Source organism: Aurantiacibacter flavus, assembly GCF_039710615.1.
Taxonomy (GTDB): domain Bacteria; phylum Pseudomonadota; class Alphaproteobacteria; order Sphingomonadales; family Sphingomonadaceae; genus Alteraurantiacibacter; species Alteraurantiacibacter flavus.
This window is the reverse complement of sequence record NZ_JBDLBR010000002.1, coordinates 762,941-779,591: the sequence shown is the minus strand read 5'-3', so window position 1 is coordinate 779,591 and position 16,651 is coordinate 762,941. Positions and strand designations below refer to the sequence as shown.

The 16,651-nt window shown below is 64.6% G+C and carries 13 protein-coding genes; 4 read left to right on the top strand and 9 right to left on the bottom strand.

Annotated features, from left to right (window positions below):
- Nucleotides 1–46 precede the first annotated feature (46 nt).
- Nucleotides 47–496, top strand: coding sequence for a universal stress protein (locus ABDJ38_RS08405; protein ID WP_346784640.1), 450 nt, complete (start codon nt 47–49; stop codon nt 494–496).
- Nucleotides 496–879: a hypothetical protein gene (locus ABDJ38_RS08400; RefSeq protein WP_346784639.1), complete on the top strand. Its 384-nt coding sequence runs from the start codon at nt 496–498 to the stop codon at nt 877–879. The genes ABDJ38_RS08405 and ABDJ38_RS08400 overlap by 1 nt, the downstream gene beginning before the upstream one ends.
- 3 nt (nt 880–882) lie before the next feature.
- On the opposite strand, the gene rnr is transcribed toward ABDJ38_RS08400, so the two are convergent.
- Entirely contained in the window at nt 883–3,183 is a 2,301-nt protein-coding gene (gene rnr / locus ABDJ38_RS08395; RefSeq protein ID WP_429771099.1) for a ribonuclease R, read from the bottom strand.
- A gap of 100 nt (nt 3,184–3,283) precedes the next feature.
- Nucleotides 3,284–4,606, bottom strand: a complete 1,323-nt coding sequence (locus ABDJ38_RS08390; protein WP_346784637.1) for a M28 family peptidase — start codon at nt 4,604–4,606, stop codon at nt 3,284–3,286.
- A 112-nt stretch (nt 4,607–4,718) separates the two neighbouring features.
- On the opposite strand from ABDJ38_RS08390, the gene ABDJ38_RS08385 reads away from it, so the two are divergent.
- On the top strand, nt 4,719–6,740 hold the full coding sequence (locus ABDJ38_RS08385) for a M3 family metallopeptidase (protein ID WP_346784636.1): 2,022 nt from the start codon (nt 4,719–4,721) through the stop codon (nt 6,738–6,740).
- Between the two features lie 119 nt (nt 6,741–6,859).
- On the opposite strand, the gene ABDJ38_RS08380 is transcribed toward ABDJ38_RS08385, so the two are convergent.
- The 7 genes from ABDJ38_RS08380 to radA all read right to left on the bottom strand — a co-directional run bounded on the left by ABDJ38_RS08380 (nt 6,860) and on the right by radA (nt 14,170).
- Nucleotides 6,860–8,404, bottom strand: coding sequence for an aminoacyl--tRNA ligase-related protein (locus ABDJ38_RS08380; protein WP_346784635.1), 1,545 nt, complete (start codon nt 8,402–8,404; stop codon nt 6,860–6,862).
- A gap of 90 nt (nt 8,405–8,494) precedes the next feature.
- Entirely contained in the window at nt 8,495–9,052 is a 558-nt protein-coding gene (gene phaR, locus ABDJ38_RS08375; protein ID WP_346784634.1) for a polyhydroxyalkanoate synthesis repressor PhaR, read from the bottom strand.
- Nucleotides 9,053–9,146: 94 nt separating this feature from the next.
- Nucleotides 9,147–10,196, bottom strand: a complete 1,050-nt coding sequence (gene alr, locus ABDJ38_RS08370) for an alanine racemase (protein WP_346784633.1) — start codon at nt 10,194–10,196, stop codon at nt 9,147–9,149.
- On the bottom strand, nt 10,183–11,805 hold the full coding sequence (locus ABDJ38_RS08365; RefSeq protein ID WP_346784632.1) for an MFS transporter: 1,623 nt from the start codon (nt 11,803–11,805) through the stop codon (nt 10,183–10,185). The genes alr and ABDJ38_RS08365 overlap by 14 nt, the downstream gene beginning before the upstream one ends.
- Nucleotides 11,806–11,839: 34 nt before the next feature.
- Nucleotides 11,840–12,271 carry an iron-sulfur cluster assembly scaffold protein gene (locus ABDJ38_RS08360; RefSeq protein WP_346784631.1) on the bottom strand — a complete coding sequence of 144 codons (432 nt, stop codon included), beginning with the start codon at nt 12,269–12,271 and terminating at the stop codon, nt 11,840–11,842.
- The gene (locus ABDJ38_RS08355; protein ID WP_346784630.1) at nt 12,268–12,792 is read right to left on the bottom strand and encodes a CvpA family protein; all 525 of its coding nucleotides are present in this window, start codon (nt 12,790–12,792) and stop codon (nt 12,268–12,270) included. Before ABDJ38_RS08355 ends, ABDJ38_RS08360 begins: the two co-directional genes overlap by 4 nt.
- Before the next feature lie 10 nt (nt 12,793–12,802).
- Nucleotides 12,803–14,170, bottom strand: a complete 1,368-nt coding sequence (gene radA, locus ABDJ38_RS08350; protein WP_346784629.1) for a DNA repair protein RadA — start codon at nt 14,168–14,170, stop codon at nt 12,803–12,805.
- Nucleotides 14,171–14,248: 78 nt separating this feature from the next.
- On the opposite strand from radA, the gene ABDJ38_RS08345 reads away from it, so the two are divergent.
- Nucleotides 14,249–16,576 (top strand): patatin-like protein, encoded by a 2,328-nt coding sequence (locus ABDJ38_RS08345; RefSeq protein WP_346784628.1) that lies wholly within the window; start codon nt 14,249–14,251, stop codon nt 16,574–16,576.
- The last annotated feature ends 75 nt before the right edge of the window (nt 16,577–16,651 follow it).

Genomic DNA, 16,651 nt, shown 5'->3' with positions numbered 1-16,651 from the left:
CGATTTGGTTCGATATTCACGCACCGGGGAAGAGAGAACGATTACGATGCGCGTCTATCTGGCTATTGTCGACGAAACCGAGGAATCGCGGGTATCGCTGCACTTTGCGGCGCGGCGCGCGGCCAAGACCGGCGGCCTTGTGCAGATTCTTGCTCTTGTGCCGAAGCAGGGTTTCAACGCCTTCGGCGGCGTTCAGGCCACGATCGAGGAAGAAGCGCGCGACCGGGCCGAGGTGCTGGCCTCAAGCGCGGCGGGTGAGCTGATGGACGAGATGGGCAAGATGCCGCAAATCGCGGTGCGCACGAACGAGGAAGGCGTGATCACCGAATATCTGGCCGAGCATCCCGAAATCGCTGCCCTGGTGCTGGGCGCGGCGGCGGAAGGCCCGCCGGGGCCGCTGGTAACGCATTTCACCGCGAGATCAGGTAGTCTGCCCTGCCCGCTGTTCATCGTGCCCGGCGGAATGAGCGCGGAAGATCTCGAACGGCTAAGCTGATGATGGCGCGCTGGTGTAAGGGCCTGCGCGAAGTTGTCCTTGGATCGGCCTCCTCGGAGGATGGGTATGGCCAGACTTTGGCCAATGACCTGCACGCGCTGATAACCTTCCGCCGCCTGCGCAAAGTGCCGCTCACCTGGCAAGACCCGGCAAGCTATCCTGGAGACATCCACGCGCAATTCCGGCCAATCCATCGCTTCGGTGACGCCGTTGTGGCCTATCGCCCCGAGGGCGACGAACATTGGTTCATCGTCTCGCGCGACTGGTTTGGCTGGCCGGACCCGCCCGAATTTGCCCTGCTCTGCTTCGCTGCGGATGGCCGGATCGCGATGGGTCACGATTTTCACCACTGGCCCCAGACCTGGACGCGGCCCGCAGGCTGACGCCTACTTCTTCTTGCCGCGCCCCTGGTGGCGGATATTGCCCGGCCGCCCGCGTTGGCCGACCTGGTGCTTACCTTGCTTGTCGCGATTGTGGCGCACCTTCTTTTCCGGTCGCTTGCCGCGCGGTTCCACCCGCTTGCCGCCATAGCCGCCCTCAGGCAGTTCGAACTTCAGCGCGCCGGTGAGCGGGTTCGCCTCGGCCAGCCGAAGTTCGAGCACGTCACCCACCGCATAGACGGTCCCGCTGTCTTCGCCGACCAGCCGGTGGCCGCCTTCGTCATGCGAGAAATATTCGCGGCCTAACGTGGAGACCGGCACCAGCCCGTCGCCGCCCAGTTCGACGATAGTGGCGAAGAAGCCAAACTTTTGAACCCCCGTGATGCGGGTGCGGAACACCTCGCCGACCTTGCCCGACAGCCAAGCCGCGACATAGCGGTCGATGGTGTCGCGCTCGGCCTCCATCGCGCGGCGTTCGGTCTGCGAAATCGCATCGGTGATCTTTGAGAGGTCGCCCCGATCCTGTTCCGCAAGGCCGGACTTGTCGGGGATAGAGCCCTTGGGCGCAGGCTGTTCGAGGCCGAAGGTATCGACCAGCGCGCGGTGGACCAGCAGGTCGGAATAGCGGCGGATCGGCGAGGTGAAGTGTGCATAGGAGCCGAGCGCCAGACCGAAATGCCCCGCGTTTTTCGGCCCGTAATAGGCCTGTGTCTGGCTGCGCAGCACGGCTTCCATCACCAATGCCTTTTCGCCGGGATCGGACACGTCCTTGATCATCCGGTTGAACAGGCCAGGCGTAATCACCTGACCGAGCGCGAGATTCTTGCCGATGGAGTCGAAATAGTCACGCAGGGCGATCAGCTTGTCGCGGGTGGGCGGCTCGTGAACGCGGTAAACCACGGGCGAGGCCTTGCTTTCCAGCGCCTTGGCCGCGGCAACGTTGGCCGAGATCATGAAGTCTTCGACCACGCGGTGCGCATCGAGCCGCTCGCGCACGACGATATCGGCAATGCGCCCCTTGGCATCGAGCACCACGCGCCGCTCGGGCAGGTCAAGCTCAAGCGGATCACGCGAATCGCGCGCTGCCGCGAGCAGCTTCCACGCGGCCCAGAGGTGTTGCAGGTTCTCAGTCGCCTTGCCCTCGTCGATCCGCGTTTGCGCATCCTCGTAAGCGATCACCTCGGAAATTCGTACCAGCGCGCGGGTGAAGCGCCAGTCGGTGATCTTGCCGTCCGGAGCGATCGTCAGGTGGCAGGCCATCGCGGCGCGGTCCACGCCCTCCTTGAGCGAACAGACATCGGCCGAGAGAACCTCGGGCAGCATCGGCACCACCCGGTCGGGGAAATAGACCGAGTTGCCGCGCTTCCTCGCCTCGCGGTCCAGCTCACCGCCGGGGCGGACATAGAACGACACGTCGGCAATCGCTACCACGGCGCGGAAGCCGCCCTTGTCATCGGGTTCGGCCCAGATCGCGTCGTCATGGTCGCGGGCGTCGGCGGGGTCGATGGCGACGATGGGCAGGTGCCGCAGGTCTTCGCGCTTGTCCTCGCTGAGCGGGATCTTCGCGGCGGCCTGGGCCTCAGCCAGCGTCTCCTCGGGGAAAATGTTCGGGATGCCGTGCTTGTGGATCGCGATCAGCGAATAGCTGCGCGGCGCCAGCGGATCGCCCAGCACCTCGACCACCTTCGCCGTCGAGCGCGCACCGCGCCCGACCGGCTCGGCCAACACCAGCTGCCCCTCTTCGGCCTCCCCGCGATCCGAGACACGGGTCGAATTGCGGATACGCTTGTCCACCGGCGCCAGCCAGACACCGCCCGCGTTATCCAGTTCGATCACCCCGAGCAGCGAGTCCTCGCGCGTGGGCAACTTCTTCATCGGGTGCGCGACCATGCCGCGCCCGGCCTCCTCGGTGCGCGCGAGCACCCGATCGCCCTTGCGCAGCGCAGCGAAGCGGCCTTTCTTTTCGAGCACCCGCAGGCGCGGCGGTGGGGCGCCATCGTCAGGCTGCCAGGTGTCCGGAATGGCGATGGCCTCGCCGCCCTCGATATCGACCACGCGCAGCACCGTCACCTTGGGCACGCCGCCCATGCGGTGATAGGCGCTCTTCTTGCCGTCGATCAGGCCTTCCTCGGCCATATCCTTGAGCAGCGCCTTCAGCAGGATCTTGTCCTGCGCGGTGAGGCGAAAGTGCTTGGCGATCTCGCGCTTGCCGACCGGCACTTCGGACGAGCGGATGAATTCCATGACCTGCTCTTTGCTGGGCAGGCCGGCGCGGCGCTTGGAGGGCTTCTTGTTCACATCAAATATCCGTTCGGGCTGAGCTTTTCGAAGCCCACGTGGGTGTCTTTGTGGCCGCTGTGAAGGAAGGGCGGCCCTTCGACAAGCTCAGGGCGAGCGGAAAGTGGGACTACTCCACCACCGGCAGCGGCGCGAACTGGCCACCCGGCACGGCGCTGGAGACCGGGCTTTCCGCCCCATCCGAGGCCACAGTGCTGACGCCGAAGATCCAGTCGTCGCCGCGATCGGGCGCGAGCACAACGGAATTGAGGTCCGCCGCAAGGTCAGCCGGCAGGTCCATCCGCCATTGCCAATCGCGCTGGTCGGTCGCCCGGCGCCAGATACGGTAAAGCGTCGCCCCCGCCACCGGCTCCCATTCGAGCAGCACGTCAGGGCGGACCAGCCCGTCAGCCGAAACCACTGGCGGCATTGGCGCCTGCGCTAGCCTGTCGGCGGCACGGATGTTGAGATCTGTCACGCTAGCGAGATAAGGAAAGTCCATCTCGTCGACGGTGTCGCCATACGAGACCCCGTTCTCGACCCGCACATCCTCATGCTGGTGTTCGTAGTCTTCGATGGCGACCGAGAAGCGCACGGCTGGAAAGCCCGCTTCGAGAAACGGCAGGTGATCTCCGCCGCGCCCCATCCGGTCGGCACGGAAAACTTGCCGCACGTCGAGCCCACCGATGAAGTCGTCGGCCAGCCCGTCAAGCCAACGCGAGATATTGCGGCTGGGGCTGTCGTCCTGTCCGCCGAGCGAGCGCATCCGGGCCGCGTCCTGCTCGCTGGCATCGGCGCGCAGGCCCTCGGAGAACACCCGCACATGGGCATTGTCGCAAACCCCGTCCGACCCGCAGGAGCCGCCGACGATATCGTTGTTCAACGCCGCCTTCACCGTCCAGCCCTGCTGTTTCGCGTAGTCGGCCAGCAGCCGCCCGCCGTAGAGCCCCTGCTCCTCGCCAGAAAGCAGCGCATAGACGATGGTCGAGGGGTAGCGCTGCTTGCTCAGCACTCGCGCCGCTTCGAGCACCAGCGCGCTGCCGCTGGCGTTGTCGTTCGCTCCGGGAGCGTCGCTCACCGCATCCATTACGTCGGAGGCGCGGCTGTCGATATGACCCATGATGATCACGACCTCGTCGGGCCGCTCGCTGCCGCGCTGGATCGCCACCACGTTGCGGATCAGCACGCCAACGGGGATGCGGTTGCCGGTGAAGACTCGCTCGGGCTCGACCACCTCAAGGCACCCGCCGCACGCTGCGCTCGTCTGCTCGAACTGCGCCCGGCCCCAGCGCCGAGCTGCACCGATGCCGCTTGTGTCGCTGTCTGTTTCCGACAAGGTATGACGCGTGCCGAAGCCAACCAGAGTCGCGACATCGCTCCGCAACCGCTCGGGCGAGGCCTGCCCCAAGGCTGGAGCGGCCACCAAAGCCGCCAGCAGAGCGAAGTAGCGCATTGGTCGATCCCTTCGTGAAATGCTCTCGAATGCGGGCGTCCCACACTTGACGCATCGGAGCAAGGTTTCCAATGAAACGGCTTTATCTCTTTTCACCGTCGCGGGGCCAACTATGAAGTCGTTCGTCATGTCAGTCGCCATTGCCAGCACTTCCCTCACCGCCCCTGCCAGCGCCAGCGAAACGCGCGCGATCATGGGGTCGATCCTCACCGATGCTGCCGATCCGGCCGAGATTGACGCCAAATGCGATAGCTACATGGAGGCCATTGCGGCGCGCCGGGCGCTTCTCGAACGCGGCGAAGGCCAACCCTCCATAGAGACCACGCTCGCCGCTTACGACCAGATGAAAGCGCTCATCAATGCCGGGCAAGGCGAGTTCACGCTTTACCAGCAGGTGCTCGGCACACCGGAGCTGCGCGATGCAGGCGCGGCCTGTCAGGTACGGCTCTCCACGGTAGACAGCGAACTGAACCTCTCGCGCCCGATCTACGACCGGCTCTCCGCGATCCCCACCGAAGGGGCCGACGATCAGGCGCGCTTCATGCTGTATGAAGTGCTCGACCAATATCGCCGCGCGGGTGTTGCGCTGGACGATGCCGGTCGGGCGCGAGCGCAGGCGATTAACGAGGAGCTGTCGCAAATCTCCACCGAGTTCGCGCGCAACATCGCCGAGGACCAGCGTGAGATTACAGTGAGGCCCGAAGAACTGGAGGGCCTGCCCGCCGACTTCCTCGCCGCGCACCCGACGGGCGAGGATGGCCTCATCACGCTCACCACTGCCTACCCCGACTATCGCCCGGTAATGCGCTATGCGAACAGCGACGAACTGCGCCGCCGGTTCTCGGAAGTCTATGCCCAGCGCGCCTATCCGCAGAACGATCCGCTGCTGAAGCGGATGTTCACCCTGCGGCAGGAGCTGGCCGAGCTGCTCGGCCGCCCGAATTACGCGGCGCTGGTGCTTGAGGACAAGATGCTCGACACGCCCGAGAAGGTCGAGACGCTGATTGCCGACATGGCCGCCATCGCCCGCCCGGTGGCCGAGCGTGACTATGCTCGCAACCTTGAGGTGTTGCAGCAATATCGCCCCGGCGCGACGGAGATCCGCTATTGGGAAAGCGGCTGGCTCGCCCCCAAGGCGCAGGAGTATTTCTATTCCTACGACCCGCAGGAAGCGCGCCAGTATTTCACCTATGATCTGGTGCGCGACGGCGTGCTCAAGCTGACCGAAGACCTGTTCGGCGTCACCATCTCGCACTGGGATACGCCCGTCTGGCACGAGGATGTGGAGACCTACGAGATGGCCGATGCCGATGGCACCGTGATCGGCCGCTTCTATTTTGACAACCATCCGCGCCCCGGCAAATATACCCACGCCAATATGATCCCGATCTATCCCGGCGTCCCCGGTGAGGCTGACGAGGTGCCAGTCGGCGCGTTGGTGCAGAACCTGCCCAAGGGCATGCACGAGACCGGCCTGATGGAGCACGGCGACGTAACCACCCTGCTGCACGAGTTCGGCCACATGCTGCACGGCATGTTTGGCGGCACGCAGCAGTGGTTCGGCCATGCGGGCATTTCCACCGAGTGGGACTTCGTCGAGGCTCCGTCGCAGATGCTGGAGAATTGGGTCTACGACTACGACACGCTGGCGACCTTCGCCCGCAATGCGCAAGGCGAGACGATACCGCGCGAGCTGGTCGATAAGATGAACGCCGCGCGCTATTTCGATCAGGGCGCGGGCGACATGGGGCAGCTTGGCTACACCAATGTCTCCTTGCAGTTCCACATGCGGCCGGTGCCCGAGGATTTGGGCGCGGCCACGCGCGGCTGGGCGAACGAGTATCTGATGGCGCCGATGCCCGACTACGTGCAGTTTCAGGACGCATTTAGCCACCTCGATGGCTATTCGGCGATCTACTATACCTATCGCTGGTCGAAGGTGATCGCCGACGACCTGTTCACCCGCTTCACCGCCGAGGGCCTGCGCAACCCGCAAACGGCGGCCGACTATCGCCGTGCGGTGCTTGCGCCCGGCGGGACGAAGCCTGCCTCCGAATTGCTGCGCGATTTTCTGGGCCGCGACGTGAGCCTCGATGCCTATCGCGAGGAGCTGGAAAAGGGGCTGGTGGACTGATCCCCACACCCCGCTCGCCCTGAGCTTGTCGAAGGGCTGCTTTCTCTTCGGTGTCGCAAGAGGCTTGAAGTAAAGGACAATCCTTCGACAAGCTCAGGATGAGCGGAATTGGTGGGCGGCTAGTAAGCCCGCGCCACCAGCACCCGCTCGACCGCAGGCCCGCCGGTAAAAATGCAGGCTCCGTCCGCCGGTTCGGCATCGCGCGGCACATTGCGTAGGGTGAGCTTCAGCGCCTTCAGCTGCTCGACCACCTTGTCCAGCGCGGCTCCGGTCGGCTTCGACCACTGCACTTCGAGCCAACCCGGATACTTAACATCCTCGGCAAAGTGCGCGGCAACCTCATCCATCGAGGTTACTCCGCGGGTGATGTTCGCATCGCGCCGCTCGGCAGCCTCGACATAGAGCGCCTGCTGGATCTCGACCAGCAGATCAGCTGCCCCGGCGACAAAGTCCTCGCGCTGGGGGTAGGTGAAGGCGCTCTTGCCCGTTTCCATGTTCCAGATCGCATCACGCCGCAGCACGGCCAGCTTCCCGCCTTCCATGTCGCGCGAGCCGACCTCGATAATCACCGGAGCGCCCTTACGCACCCAATCCCAGCGCTTCGCCGCCGCCTTGCCTGGCCGCTTGTCGAGCAACACGCGGACCGGCTCGCCCAGCGCGGAAAGCCCGGCCAGCGCCGCGCGCACTTCCTCGCAATAGGCTAGCAGCGGCTCGTCCTCGGGTTTGTCCCGCAGCATGGGCAGAACGACGATCTGGTGCGGCGCAATCTTCGGCGGCACGCGCAGGCCATCATCGTCACCGTGCGTCATGATGACACCGCCCACGAGTCGGGTGGAAACGCCCCAGCTGGTGGTGTGGCAAAGCGTCTCGGTGCCCTCGCGGTCCTGATACTTGATGCCGGCCGCCTGGGCGAAATTGGTTCCGAGATAGTGGCTGGTGCCCGCCTGCAGCGCCTTGCCATCCTGCATCATGGCCTCGATCGACCACGTCTCAACCGCGCCGGGGAAGCGCTCGTTCTCCGGCTTCTCGCCCGCCACCACCGGCATGGCGAGATCGTCCTCGGCGCAGGCGCGATACATTTCGAGCGCGCGGTGCGTTTCGGCCAGGGCATCATCGCGGCCCTCGTGCGCAGTATGGCCCTCCTGCCACAGGAATTCGCTGGTGCGCAGGAACATGCGGGTGCGCATCTCCCAGCGCACCACGTTGGCCCACTGGTTGGTAAGCATCGGCAGGTCGCGCCAGCTTTGGATCCAGCGCGCCATGGCATCGCCGATGATCGTTTCCGAAGTCGGCCGCACCACCAGCGGCTCTTCGAGCTTGGCGGCGGGATCGGGAATCAGCCCGCCCTTGCCATCAGAAATCAGACGATGGTGCGTGACCACGGCCATTTCCTTGGCAAACCCCTCGACGTGCTCGGCCTCACGGGTGAAGTTCGCCAGTGGAATGAAGATCGGGAAATAGCAGTTCTGAACACCCGCAGCCTTGATCCGGTCGTCCATCAGGCGCTGGATGCGCTCCCAGATGCCGTAGCCCCAGGGCTTGATCACCATGCACCCGCGCACGCCCGATTCCTCGGCCATGTCGGCGGCGGAAATCACCTCCTGATACCATGCAGCAAAGTCGTCTTCGCGCTTGGTGTTCAGGGCGTGGCGTATGGCGGGCATAGTCGGAAAATCCTGCAATCTGGCTGAGAATCAATCCCGCCCCCATGGCGAGGAAGCCTCGCCAAGTCGAGAGCCAGCTTGCCCTCCGGACTAATCGCCGAGCTTGTCGAGCTTGGCCTGCATCGCCGCCATCTGCGCCTTGAGCGCCTCGAGATCTTCGCCCGATGAGGCAGCATCGACAGACGTCTCTTCGCCAGCCTTGGGCATGAAAGCGCGCGTGGCAGCTTCGAACATGGCGATGTTGTTCTCGGCCAGCTTGGCGAAAGCCTGCGGACCGACGCTGGCGCTGAAGGTTTCCTGCAGCTTGGCCTGATTGGCGCGGAAGGTTTCCATCGAGGCTTCGAGATAGCTCGGCATCATGGCCTGCATCGAATTGCCATACATCCCGATCAACTGCCGCAGGAAACTGACCGGCAGCATATGCTGCTCGCCCTGGCTTTCTTCGTCCATGATAATCTGGGTGAGGATCGAATGGGTGATGTCGGAGCCCGTCTTGGCATCGAGCACCTGAAAATCGACACCGTTGCGCGTCATTTTGGCCAGATCGTCAAGCGTGATGTAGCTCGACGACTTGGTGTTGTAGAGCCGCCGGTTGGCGTACTTCTTGATGATGATGGTGTCATCGGCGGTATTCGATTCATCTGCCATCGGGCGACAATCCTCTTCGCGACCTGCATCCCATTGTGCGGCGCACCAGCTTTAGCACTTGCAGCATGAGGCTGGCAATTGCGCAACGATATTTTTAGCGTGCAAAACGATTGCCCAGCAGGGTCAGCAGTTCGTATTGCGACAGGCCGGTGGATTGTGCTGCCGCCACAAGGTTATACGGCAGGTCGCAGAAGTCACCCTCGGCAAGGTCTGGCGCATCGGTGCTGTCGACCACGATCATGTCCATAGAGACCCGCCCGATGATCTTGAGGGTACGGCCCTCGTGCGACAGAGCTCCGCCCTCGCCCCAGCAGCGCAGGATACCGTCGGCATATCCAAGCGACAGCGTGGCCGTTCGCATGGGATGGGGTGCGCGGAACGTGGCGTTGTATCCTACCAGGCCGTCTGTCGGCACGGAGCGGATCTGCATCACCATCGCCTGTGGAAAGGCAACCTGCGTCAGTTCACTGGCCAGTGCATCGCACGGTACACCGCCATAAAGCGCAAGGCCGGGGCGGGTGAGGTCAAAGTGATAGGCACTGCCCAACGCGATCCCTGCGCTGTTGGCAAGGCTCGCGCGGCGGGCTGCGACCCCGCTTCTGGCGCTCTCGAACAGCGCGAGTTGCTGCGCGCTCTGGTCGGTCTCGTCCTCCGCCGAGGCAAGGTGCGACATGACGATGTCGATATCCAGCGCAGCAATCGCCGGGTCGCCAATGTCGCCTGGCGGCAGGCCGAGCCGGTTCATGCCGGTGTCGATCATAAGGTGGCAATGGTCGCCGCCAGCCTCGTGCCAGAGCTGCGCCTGACGCAGCGAGTTGATCACCGGACGCACGCCCGTCTCGCGAGCATAGGCGGCATCGGCGGGCGTGTTCACCCCGTGCAGCACCGCAAGCTGATTGGGCGCAGCCCCCGCCGCCAGCACCGCAGCAACCTCACTCCAGTGCGCTACGAAAAACTGCCGCGCGCCAGCATCGAGCAGCGTGGGAACAACGCTCGCCACGCCCAATCCGTAGGCATCTGCCTTGACCGCTGCGCCCGCCGCCGCGCCGCCCGATAGGCGGTCAAGCGCGCGCCAGTTGGAAGCCAGCGCCGCACGGTCAACCTTGAGGCGAAGGGTTGGCGGAGGCAGTTCAGGAGTGGTCATCGGCGAAGTCACGTGGGGGGCCGCCCTTGAGGCCCCACCAGGCGGTCGCCAGAGCGACCACCAGCAACACCCAAGTGTACCACAGACCGGCGTAAATGTCGCCGCTGCGCGCCACGATATAGCCCGCGATCAACGGCAGGAAACCTCCGAAATAGCCCGCACCAATATGGTAGGGAATGCTCATCGAGGAATAGCGGATTTTCGGCGGGAACATCTCCGCGAGCAGACTCGCGACCGGGCCATAGGTTGCCCCGACGAGCAAGCCGAACACCACGAGAATGGTCACGATACCGACAATGTTGAGAACCGGCGGAATCTGCTTGGCCCCATCATAGCCCTGCGCCGCGAGCGCATCGGCTATTTGCGCGCGATTGCTTTCGCTTCCCGGCTCAGCGTCCAGGTTCAGCCGTGCATCGCCGACAGCAAAAGACAGCGCCGCTTCCTCGCCGATGGAATAGGGGATGCCCTTGTCGGTCAGCTCCGCCATCAGGCGTCCGCATTCGCTGGCCTGCTCGGCGGCCAGCGGATCATAATGGCAATCGGGCCCGGCGATGGTGATTGGGGCTGACCGGTGCGCCTCGGCGAGCGACGGGTTGGCCAGCGCTCCGATGCCCCAGAACAGCGGGAACAGCAGCACGAGGCACGCCGCATAGCCCCAGACGATCGGCGCCTTGCGCCCTACCCTGTCCGACAGATGGCCGAACCAGATCAGCGCCGCCACAGCGGATAGCGACGAAAGGCCCACGATCAGCTCGGCCGCAGTGTCATCCACCCGCATCGGCCCTTTCAGGAACGTGAGGGTGGAAAAGAATGCAGTGTAGAACACGATGGTTAGGCCGCAGGCGACCCCGAACAGGGCAATGAAGATGCGCTTCTTGTTGCCGGGATAGGTGAAGCTTTCGAGCAACGGATTGTGCGAGATTTCCCCCTCTTCCTTCATCGCGCGGAACACGGGGCTCTCGTTGAGCTTCAGCCGCATCCACAGCGACACGGCGAGCAGCACGATCGAAATGAGGAACGGAACGCGCCAACCCCACTCGGCAAAGGCATCGGCAGGGATCAGGAACCGGCAGCCGAGCACGACGATCAGGCTCAGCACGAAGCCGCCTACCACCGCTGCCTGGATGAAGCTGGTGTACAATCCGCGCTTGTCGGCAGGGGCGTGTTCGGCCACGTAGATCGCCGCGCCGCCATATTCCCCGCCCAATGCCAGACCTTGCGCGATTCGCAGCACGATGATGATGATCGGTGCGGCAATCCCGATGCTCGCCTCGCTGGGCACGAAGCCCACGCCAGCGGTGGCGATCCCCATCAGCGTCACAGTAACCAGAAACGTGTATTTTCGCCCGAGCCGGTCGCCGAGGTAGCCAAATAGGATCGCGCCCAGTGGCCGGAAGCCGAAGCCGATGGCAAAGCCCGCCCAGGTCAGAAGCAACGAGAGCGTCTCATTACCGGTGGGAAAGAACGCCTGGCTGATGAACACGGCCAGGGTGCCGTAAATGAAGAAGTCATACCACTCGAACACGGTCCCCGCGCTTGATGCGGCGATGACCATGCGAATTTCACTCTTGCTCGGCTCGTGATGCGCTGCGGCGGCGCTGGTTGCCATGATTATCCCCTCGTTTCCCTGTTCTGGTACGGGCTTAGCGCGCACCGGAGTGAGGAGAAAGGGCGGTGATTGCTGCCTTCCAGGGCAATAGCATGGCGCCATGGCGCGCCGGATAGGATTGCGCGGGGGCGATCAGTGTCATGTCGGGCCAGCCGGGAATAGGCGCTTCGTCCTCCAGCCAGGCTGCGAACCTCTCGGCAGTGGCGAGGATTTCGGCGTCGCTGCGTCCCGCCGCGTGCCGTGCAAACACCGCCGCCGAGGCCTGTCCCACCGCGCAGGCACGCACTGTCAGGCCGATCCGCTCGAGGCTGCCGTCGCTCGCAAGCATGAGGTCCATCGCCAGCGTGGAGCCACAGGTGGGTGACCGCGCATCGCCGCGCAGCGTAGCGCTCTCGAGTGGGGGATAGTGGACCAGTTCGAGCGTCGCTGCGAGAAGATCCGGGGTATATAGCTTCTCCGCGCTCACAGATTGCCCTCGCCTTCGCTGGCCGCCATGCTGGCACGGCGTTCGGCGATGATTTCCACCAGCGCCTTCGACGACGCATCGACGAACTGATAGCTGCGCGCCTCGACGATCCACAGCGGCCGCCCCGCTGCTCCCCACACCATGTCATAGCCCAGCACCAGAAGCGAGAAGGCGATCACGGTGATCACCACACCCTTCAAGGCACCGAACCCGAAACCCAGCACCCGATCAAGCGGGCCAAGCACCGACGCGCGCGACCTCCGACCCAGCCACTGCGCGCCGAACCTGACCACCGCCAAGGGAACCAGCAGCAACAGCGCGAAGGCAAGGATGGCCGCCGTGGTGGGGGAACCGATGAAGGCATAGATCGTCGCGGTCAGGTCAGGATGCAGGAAGCGGATCGCGAGGATCGCCACCGCCCAAGCGCCAAGCGACAGCACCTCCTGCACGAAGCCGCGCAGGAAGCCGCCGATCGCGCAGAGGCCCACGATCACCAGAACGATTATGTCGAACCCGACCATAGCCAGAAATCTAGGCCGCGCCCATTACCCGGTCAACGAGCGCGTTGACGCTGGCTATCGCGCCATAAGTAAGGGCACTCTTGCCCCGCCCGGTCATTTCGGGGCCGGTAGCGCGGCGAAAACCAAGCTTTTCGGCCTCCTTCAAACGCAGCGCACCATGGGCGACGGGTCGGACATCGCCCGAAAGCGATAGCTCGCCCAGCCACAGGCTGTCGGCAGCGAGAGGCTTGTCGGCCAGCGCTGAGACCAGCGCGGCGGCCACGGCAAGGTCGGCCGCCGGGTCGGTCAGCCGGTAGCCGCCCGCAACATTGAGATAGACCTCGGCGGTGGAGAAGCTCAGCCCACAGCGCGATTCGAGCACCGCCAGCAGCATGGCTAGGCGGCCCGAATCCCAGCCCACCACCGCGCGCCGGGGCGTCGCACCCGATTGCAGTCGCACGATCAGCGCCTGAATCTCGACCAGCACCGGGCGTGTACCCTCAATGGCGGGGAACACTGCGCTTCCCGCTATCGCTTCCTCCCGGCCCGAGAGGAACAACGTGGAAGGATTGGCGACTTCGGCCAGCCCCTCGCTTTCCATCGCGAACACGCCAATCTCGTCGACCGCGCCGAAACGGTTCTTCAGGCACCTCAGGATACGATACTGGTGGCTGCGCTCGCCCTCGAAGCTCATCACGGTATCGACCATGTGCTCAAGCACGCGTGGCCCCGCGATATTGCCGTCTTTCGTCACGTGCCCGACCAGCACGAGGCAGCAGCCCTGTTCCTTGGCATAGCGGATCAGCTCGAAGGCCGAGGCGCGCACCTGGCTGACCGTGCCGGGTGCGCCTTCGATCTGATCCGAATGCATCGTCTGGATCGAATCGACGATAAGCAGTTGCGGCGGCGCGCCGTGGCCCAGCGTGGTGAGAATATCGCGCACCGAAGTGGCTGCGGCAAGCCTCAACGGGCTGTCGGAAACACCGAGGCGCGACGCGCGCATGCGGATCTGGCCGGTCGCTTCCTCGCCGCTGATATAGACGACCTCACCACCCGCCTTGGCGATCCGCGCGGCGGCCTGCAGCAACAGGGTCGATTTGCCGATGCCCGGCTCGCCGCCCATCAGGATGGCGCTGCCCGGAACGATACCGCCGCCCAGTGCGCGGTCGAACTCGGCAAGGCCCGTGGTCCGGCGCTCCAACGGCGCGGTTGGCGCATCGAGTGTTTCAAAGCGGATCGTGCGCCCGCCTCCCGACAGATCGTGCCGGGCGGCGAACTTTGTCTCGCCCACCTCTTCCACCAGCGTGTTCCACTCCGAGCAATCGGGGCACTGTCCCTGCCAGCGCGTCGACACGCTGCCGCATTCGGAACAGACATAGCGTTTCTTCGGCTTGGCCATCTAAATGCGCTAACCGGAACGAAAACGGAACGCAAGCACTCCTAGCCAATTCCCGCACCATCTGGCAGGAACCATGTCATGCGGCAGAAGGAACTGCGGATCGCGCTGGTGTGCTATGGCGGGGTGAGCCTTGCGGTCTATATGCATGGCGTCACCAAAGAACTGTGGAAGCTCGCCCGCGCCAGCCGCGCATATCACGCGCACGAACCCGCCTCCGGGCCGGTCGAAAGGGTATGGCAGCGCTGGCTCCGCCAGATCGAAGAGGAATGCGGCCTGCGCCTGAGGGTGTTGCCTGACATTCTGACAGGGGCCAGCGCGGGCGGGATCAACGCGGTGTTCCTCGCCCAGGCTATCCATTCGGGCCAGAGCCTTGAACCGCTGACCGAACTGTGGCTCGACAATGCGGACGTCGAGGAGCTGATCGCACCTGAGGCGCGGCCGTGGTCGAAGGCCGCCAAATTCTGGTTCATGCCCGTTGTGCTCTACATGCTGCGCCAGCCTGATAGCGCGGTGAGCGAAAGCGTCGCGCCGGAAACGCGCGCCGAAGTCCGCCGCAAGGTGTCGCATCTGGTGCGGGGGCGCTGGTTCGAGCCGCCCTTCTCCGGCCCGCACTTCTCGCGTCTGATCCACGATGCCCTGGAGGCAATGGCAGCGGCCCCGGCCAGCAAGCCGCTGCTGCCGCCTGGCCATCCGCTCGATCTGGTGGTTACCGCGACCGACTTTCGCGGCCACCGCGAGCTGCTGCGGATGAACAGCCCGCCAGTGGTGGAGGAAAGCGAGCACCGCATGCCGATCGGGTTCCGCAAGCGCACTCCCGCCGCGTCGGGCCAGAACCTGGCCGAACGCTGCGAACTGACCTTTGCCGCGCGCGCCACCGCTAGCTTTCCCGGTGCCTTCCCGCCGCTGCGCCTGGCTGAGATCGACGACATGGTCGAACGCACCGCTGGAGAAGGCGGTTGGCCGGGACGTGAGGCTTTCCTGCGCCGGATCATGCCCAGCCACATCGATCAGGGCACAAGCGAACAGGTTTCGCTGATTGACGGTTCGGTGCTGGTCAATGCGCCTTTTCGCAGCGCGATAAACGCCCTGCCCGCGCGCCCGGCACAGCGCGAGGTCGACCGCCGGATCGCCTATATCGATCCTCGCCCCGACCGCGTCAGAGCGCTGCAACATGACATTACGCAGCCAGTCGGTTTCTTCTCCGCGATCTTCGGCTCGCTTTCGACGATCCCGCGCGAGCAGCCGATCCGCGACAACCTCGAACAGCTCGAACGGCAATCGCGCGAGGCCGCGCGATTGCGACAGATGGTGCATACGCTCCGACCCGAGATCGAGGCGGTGGTCGACAGGCTGTTCGGTCGCACGCTGTTTCTTGACCGCCCCACGCCCAAACGGCTTGCCAGTTGGCGCACCAAGGCGCAGCAGGCGGCAGCCCAACAGGCGGGCTATGCGTTTCAGTCCTATGCCCAGGCTAAGATGGCGCTGGTGGTCGAGCAGCTCGCGCGCCTGCTTTGTGCGGGACTTGGCGAGCCCGGCGGCGAAGATATCGAGGAGCTGGCCGCGCGGATTCGCAGCGAGCTGGACCGGCGCGGCCTTGCATCGCTGGCGGCGGAAAAGGGCACGGGCGCATCGGAAGACGCTATCACCTTTCTGCGCGCGCACGATCTGGCCTTCCGCATTCGCCGCCTGCGACTGATTGCGCGGCGGCTCTCGCGCGACTGGGAGGCTGATCCCGAGTTGGACGACGAGGGGCTCGAAGAGGCACGCGACGCGATTTACCGCGCGCTGTCACTCTACTTCGAACACGAGAGCGCCGAGCCGCTGGGGCCGGAGTTCGGCTTGATCGCTGGAAGGGCGATGGACGAACCGGGCGAAGCTCTCGACTGGCTGGCAAAGGCGCGCGACCTTCCAGCGACAGACCTTGCCGCCGAGCAGATCCTGTCCGATGCGCTGGACGCGATGCCCCCCAACCTCCGGCGCCGGGTGCTGATGGCCTATCTCGGCTTTCCGTTTTACGATGTCGCTACCTTGCCGCTGCTGCGCAACGAAGGGCTGACCGAGTTCGACCCAGTGAAGGTGGACCGCATCAGCCCGGAAGATGCCCGCTCGATCCGCCCAGGTGGCACCAGCGCCACCTTGCGCGGCACCGAGTTCTTCAACTTCGGCGGTTTTTTCAGCCGCGCCTATCGCGAAAACGACTATCTCTGGGGCCGGCTGCACGGAGCCGAACGGATGGTCGACCTCGTCTGCTCGACCCTGCCCGATCACCTGCCGGAAGGCGAGATCGTACAGTTCAAGCGTGAGCTGTTCCTCGCCATCTGCGATGAGGAAGCGGATCGGGCGATATGCAACGCAAAGCTGATCGATGGCCTGCGAGCAGAGATCGAAGCGCGGTTACACAACTAATCCGTTCATACCGAGGAGCGTGAAGACGTCGTCTGAGCCCGTCTCGAAGCATCGGCCAGGGCCCTTCGAGAAGGG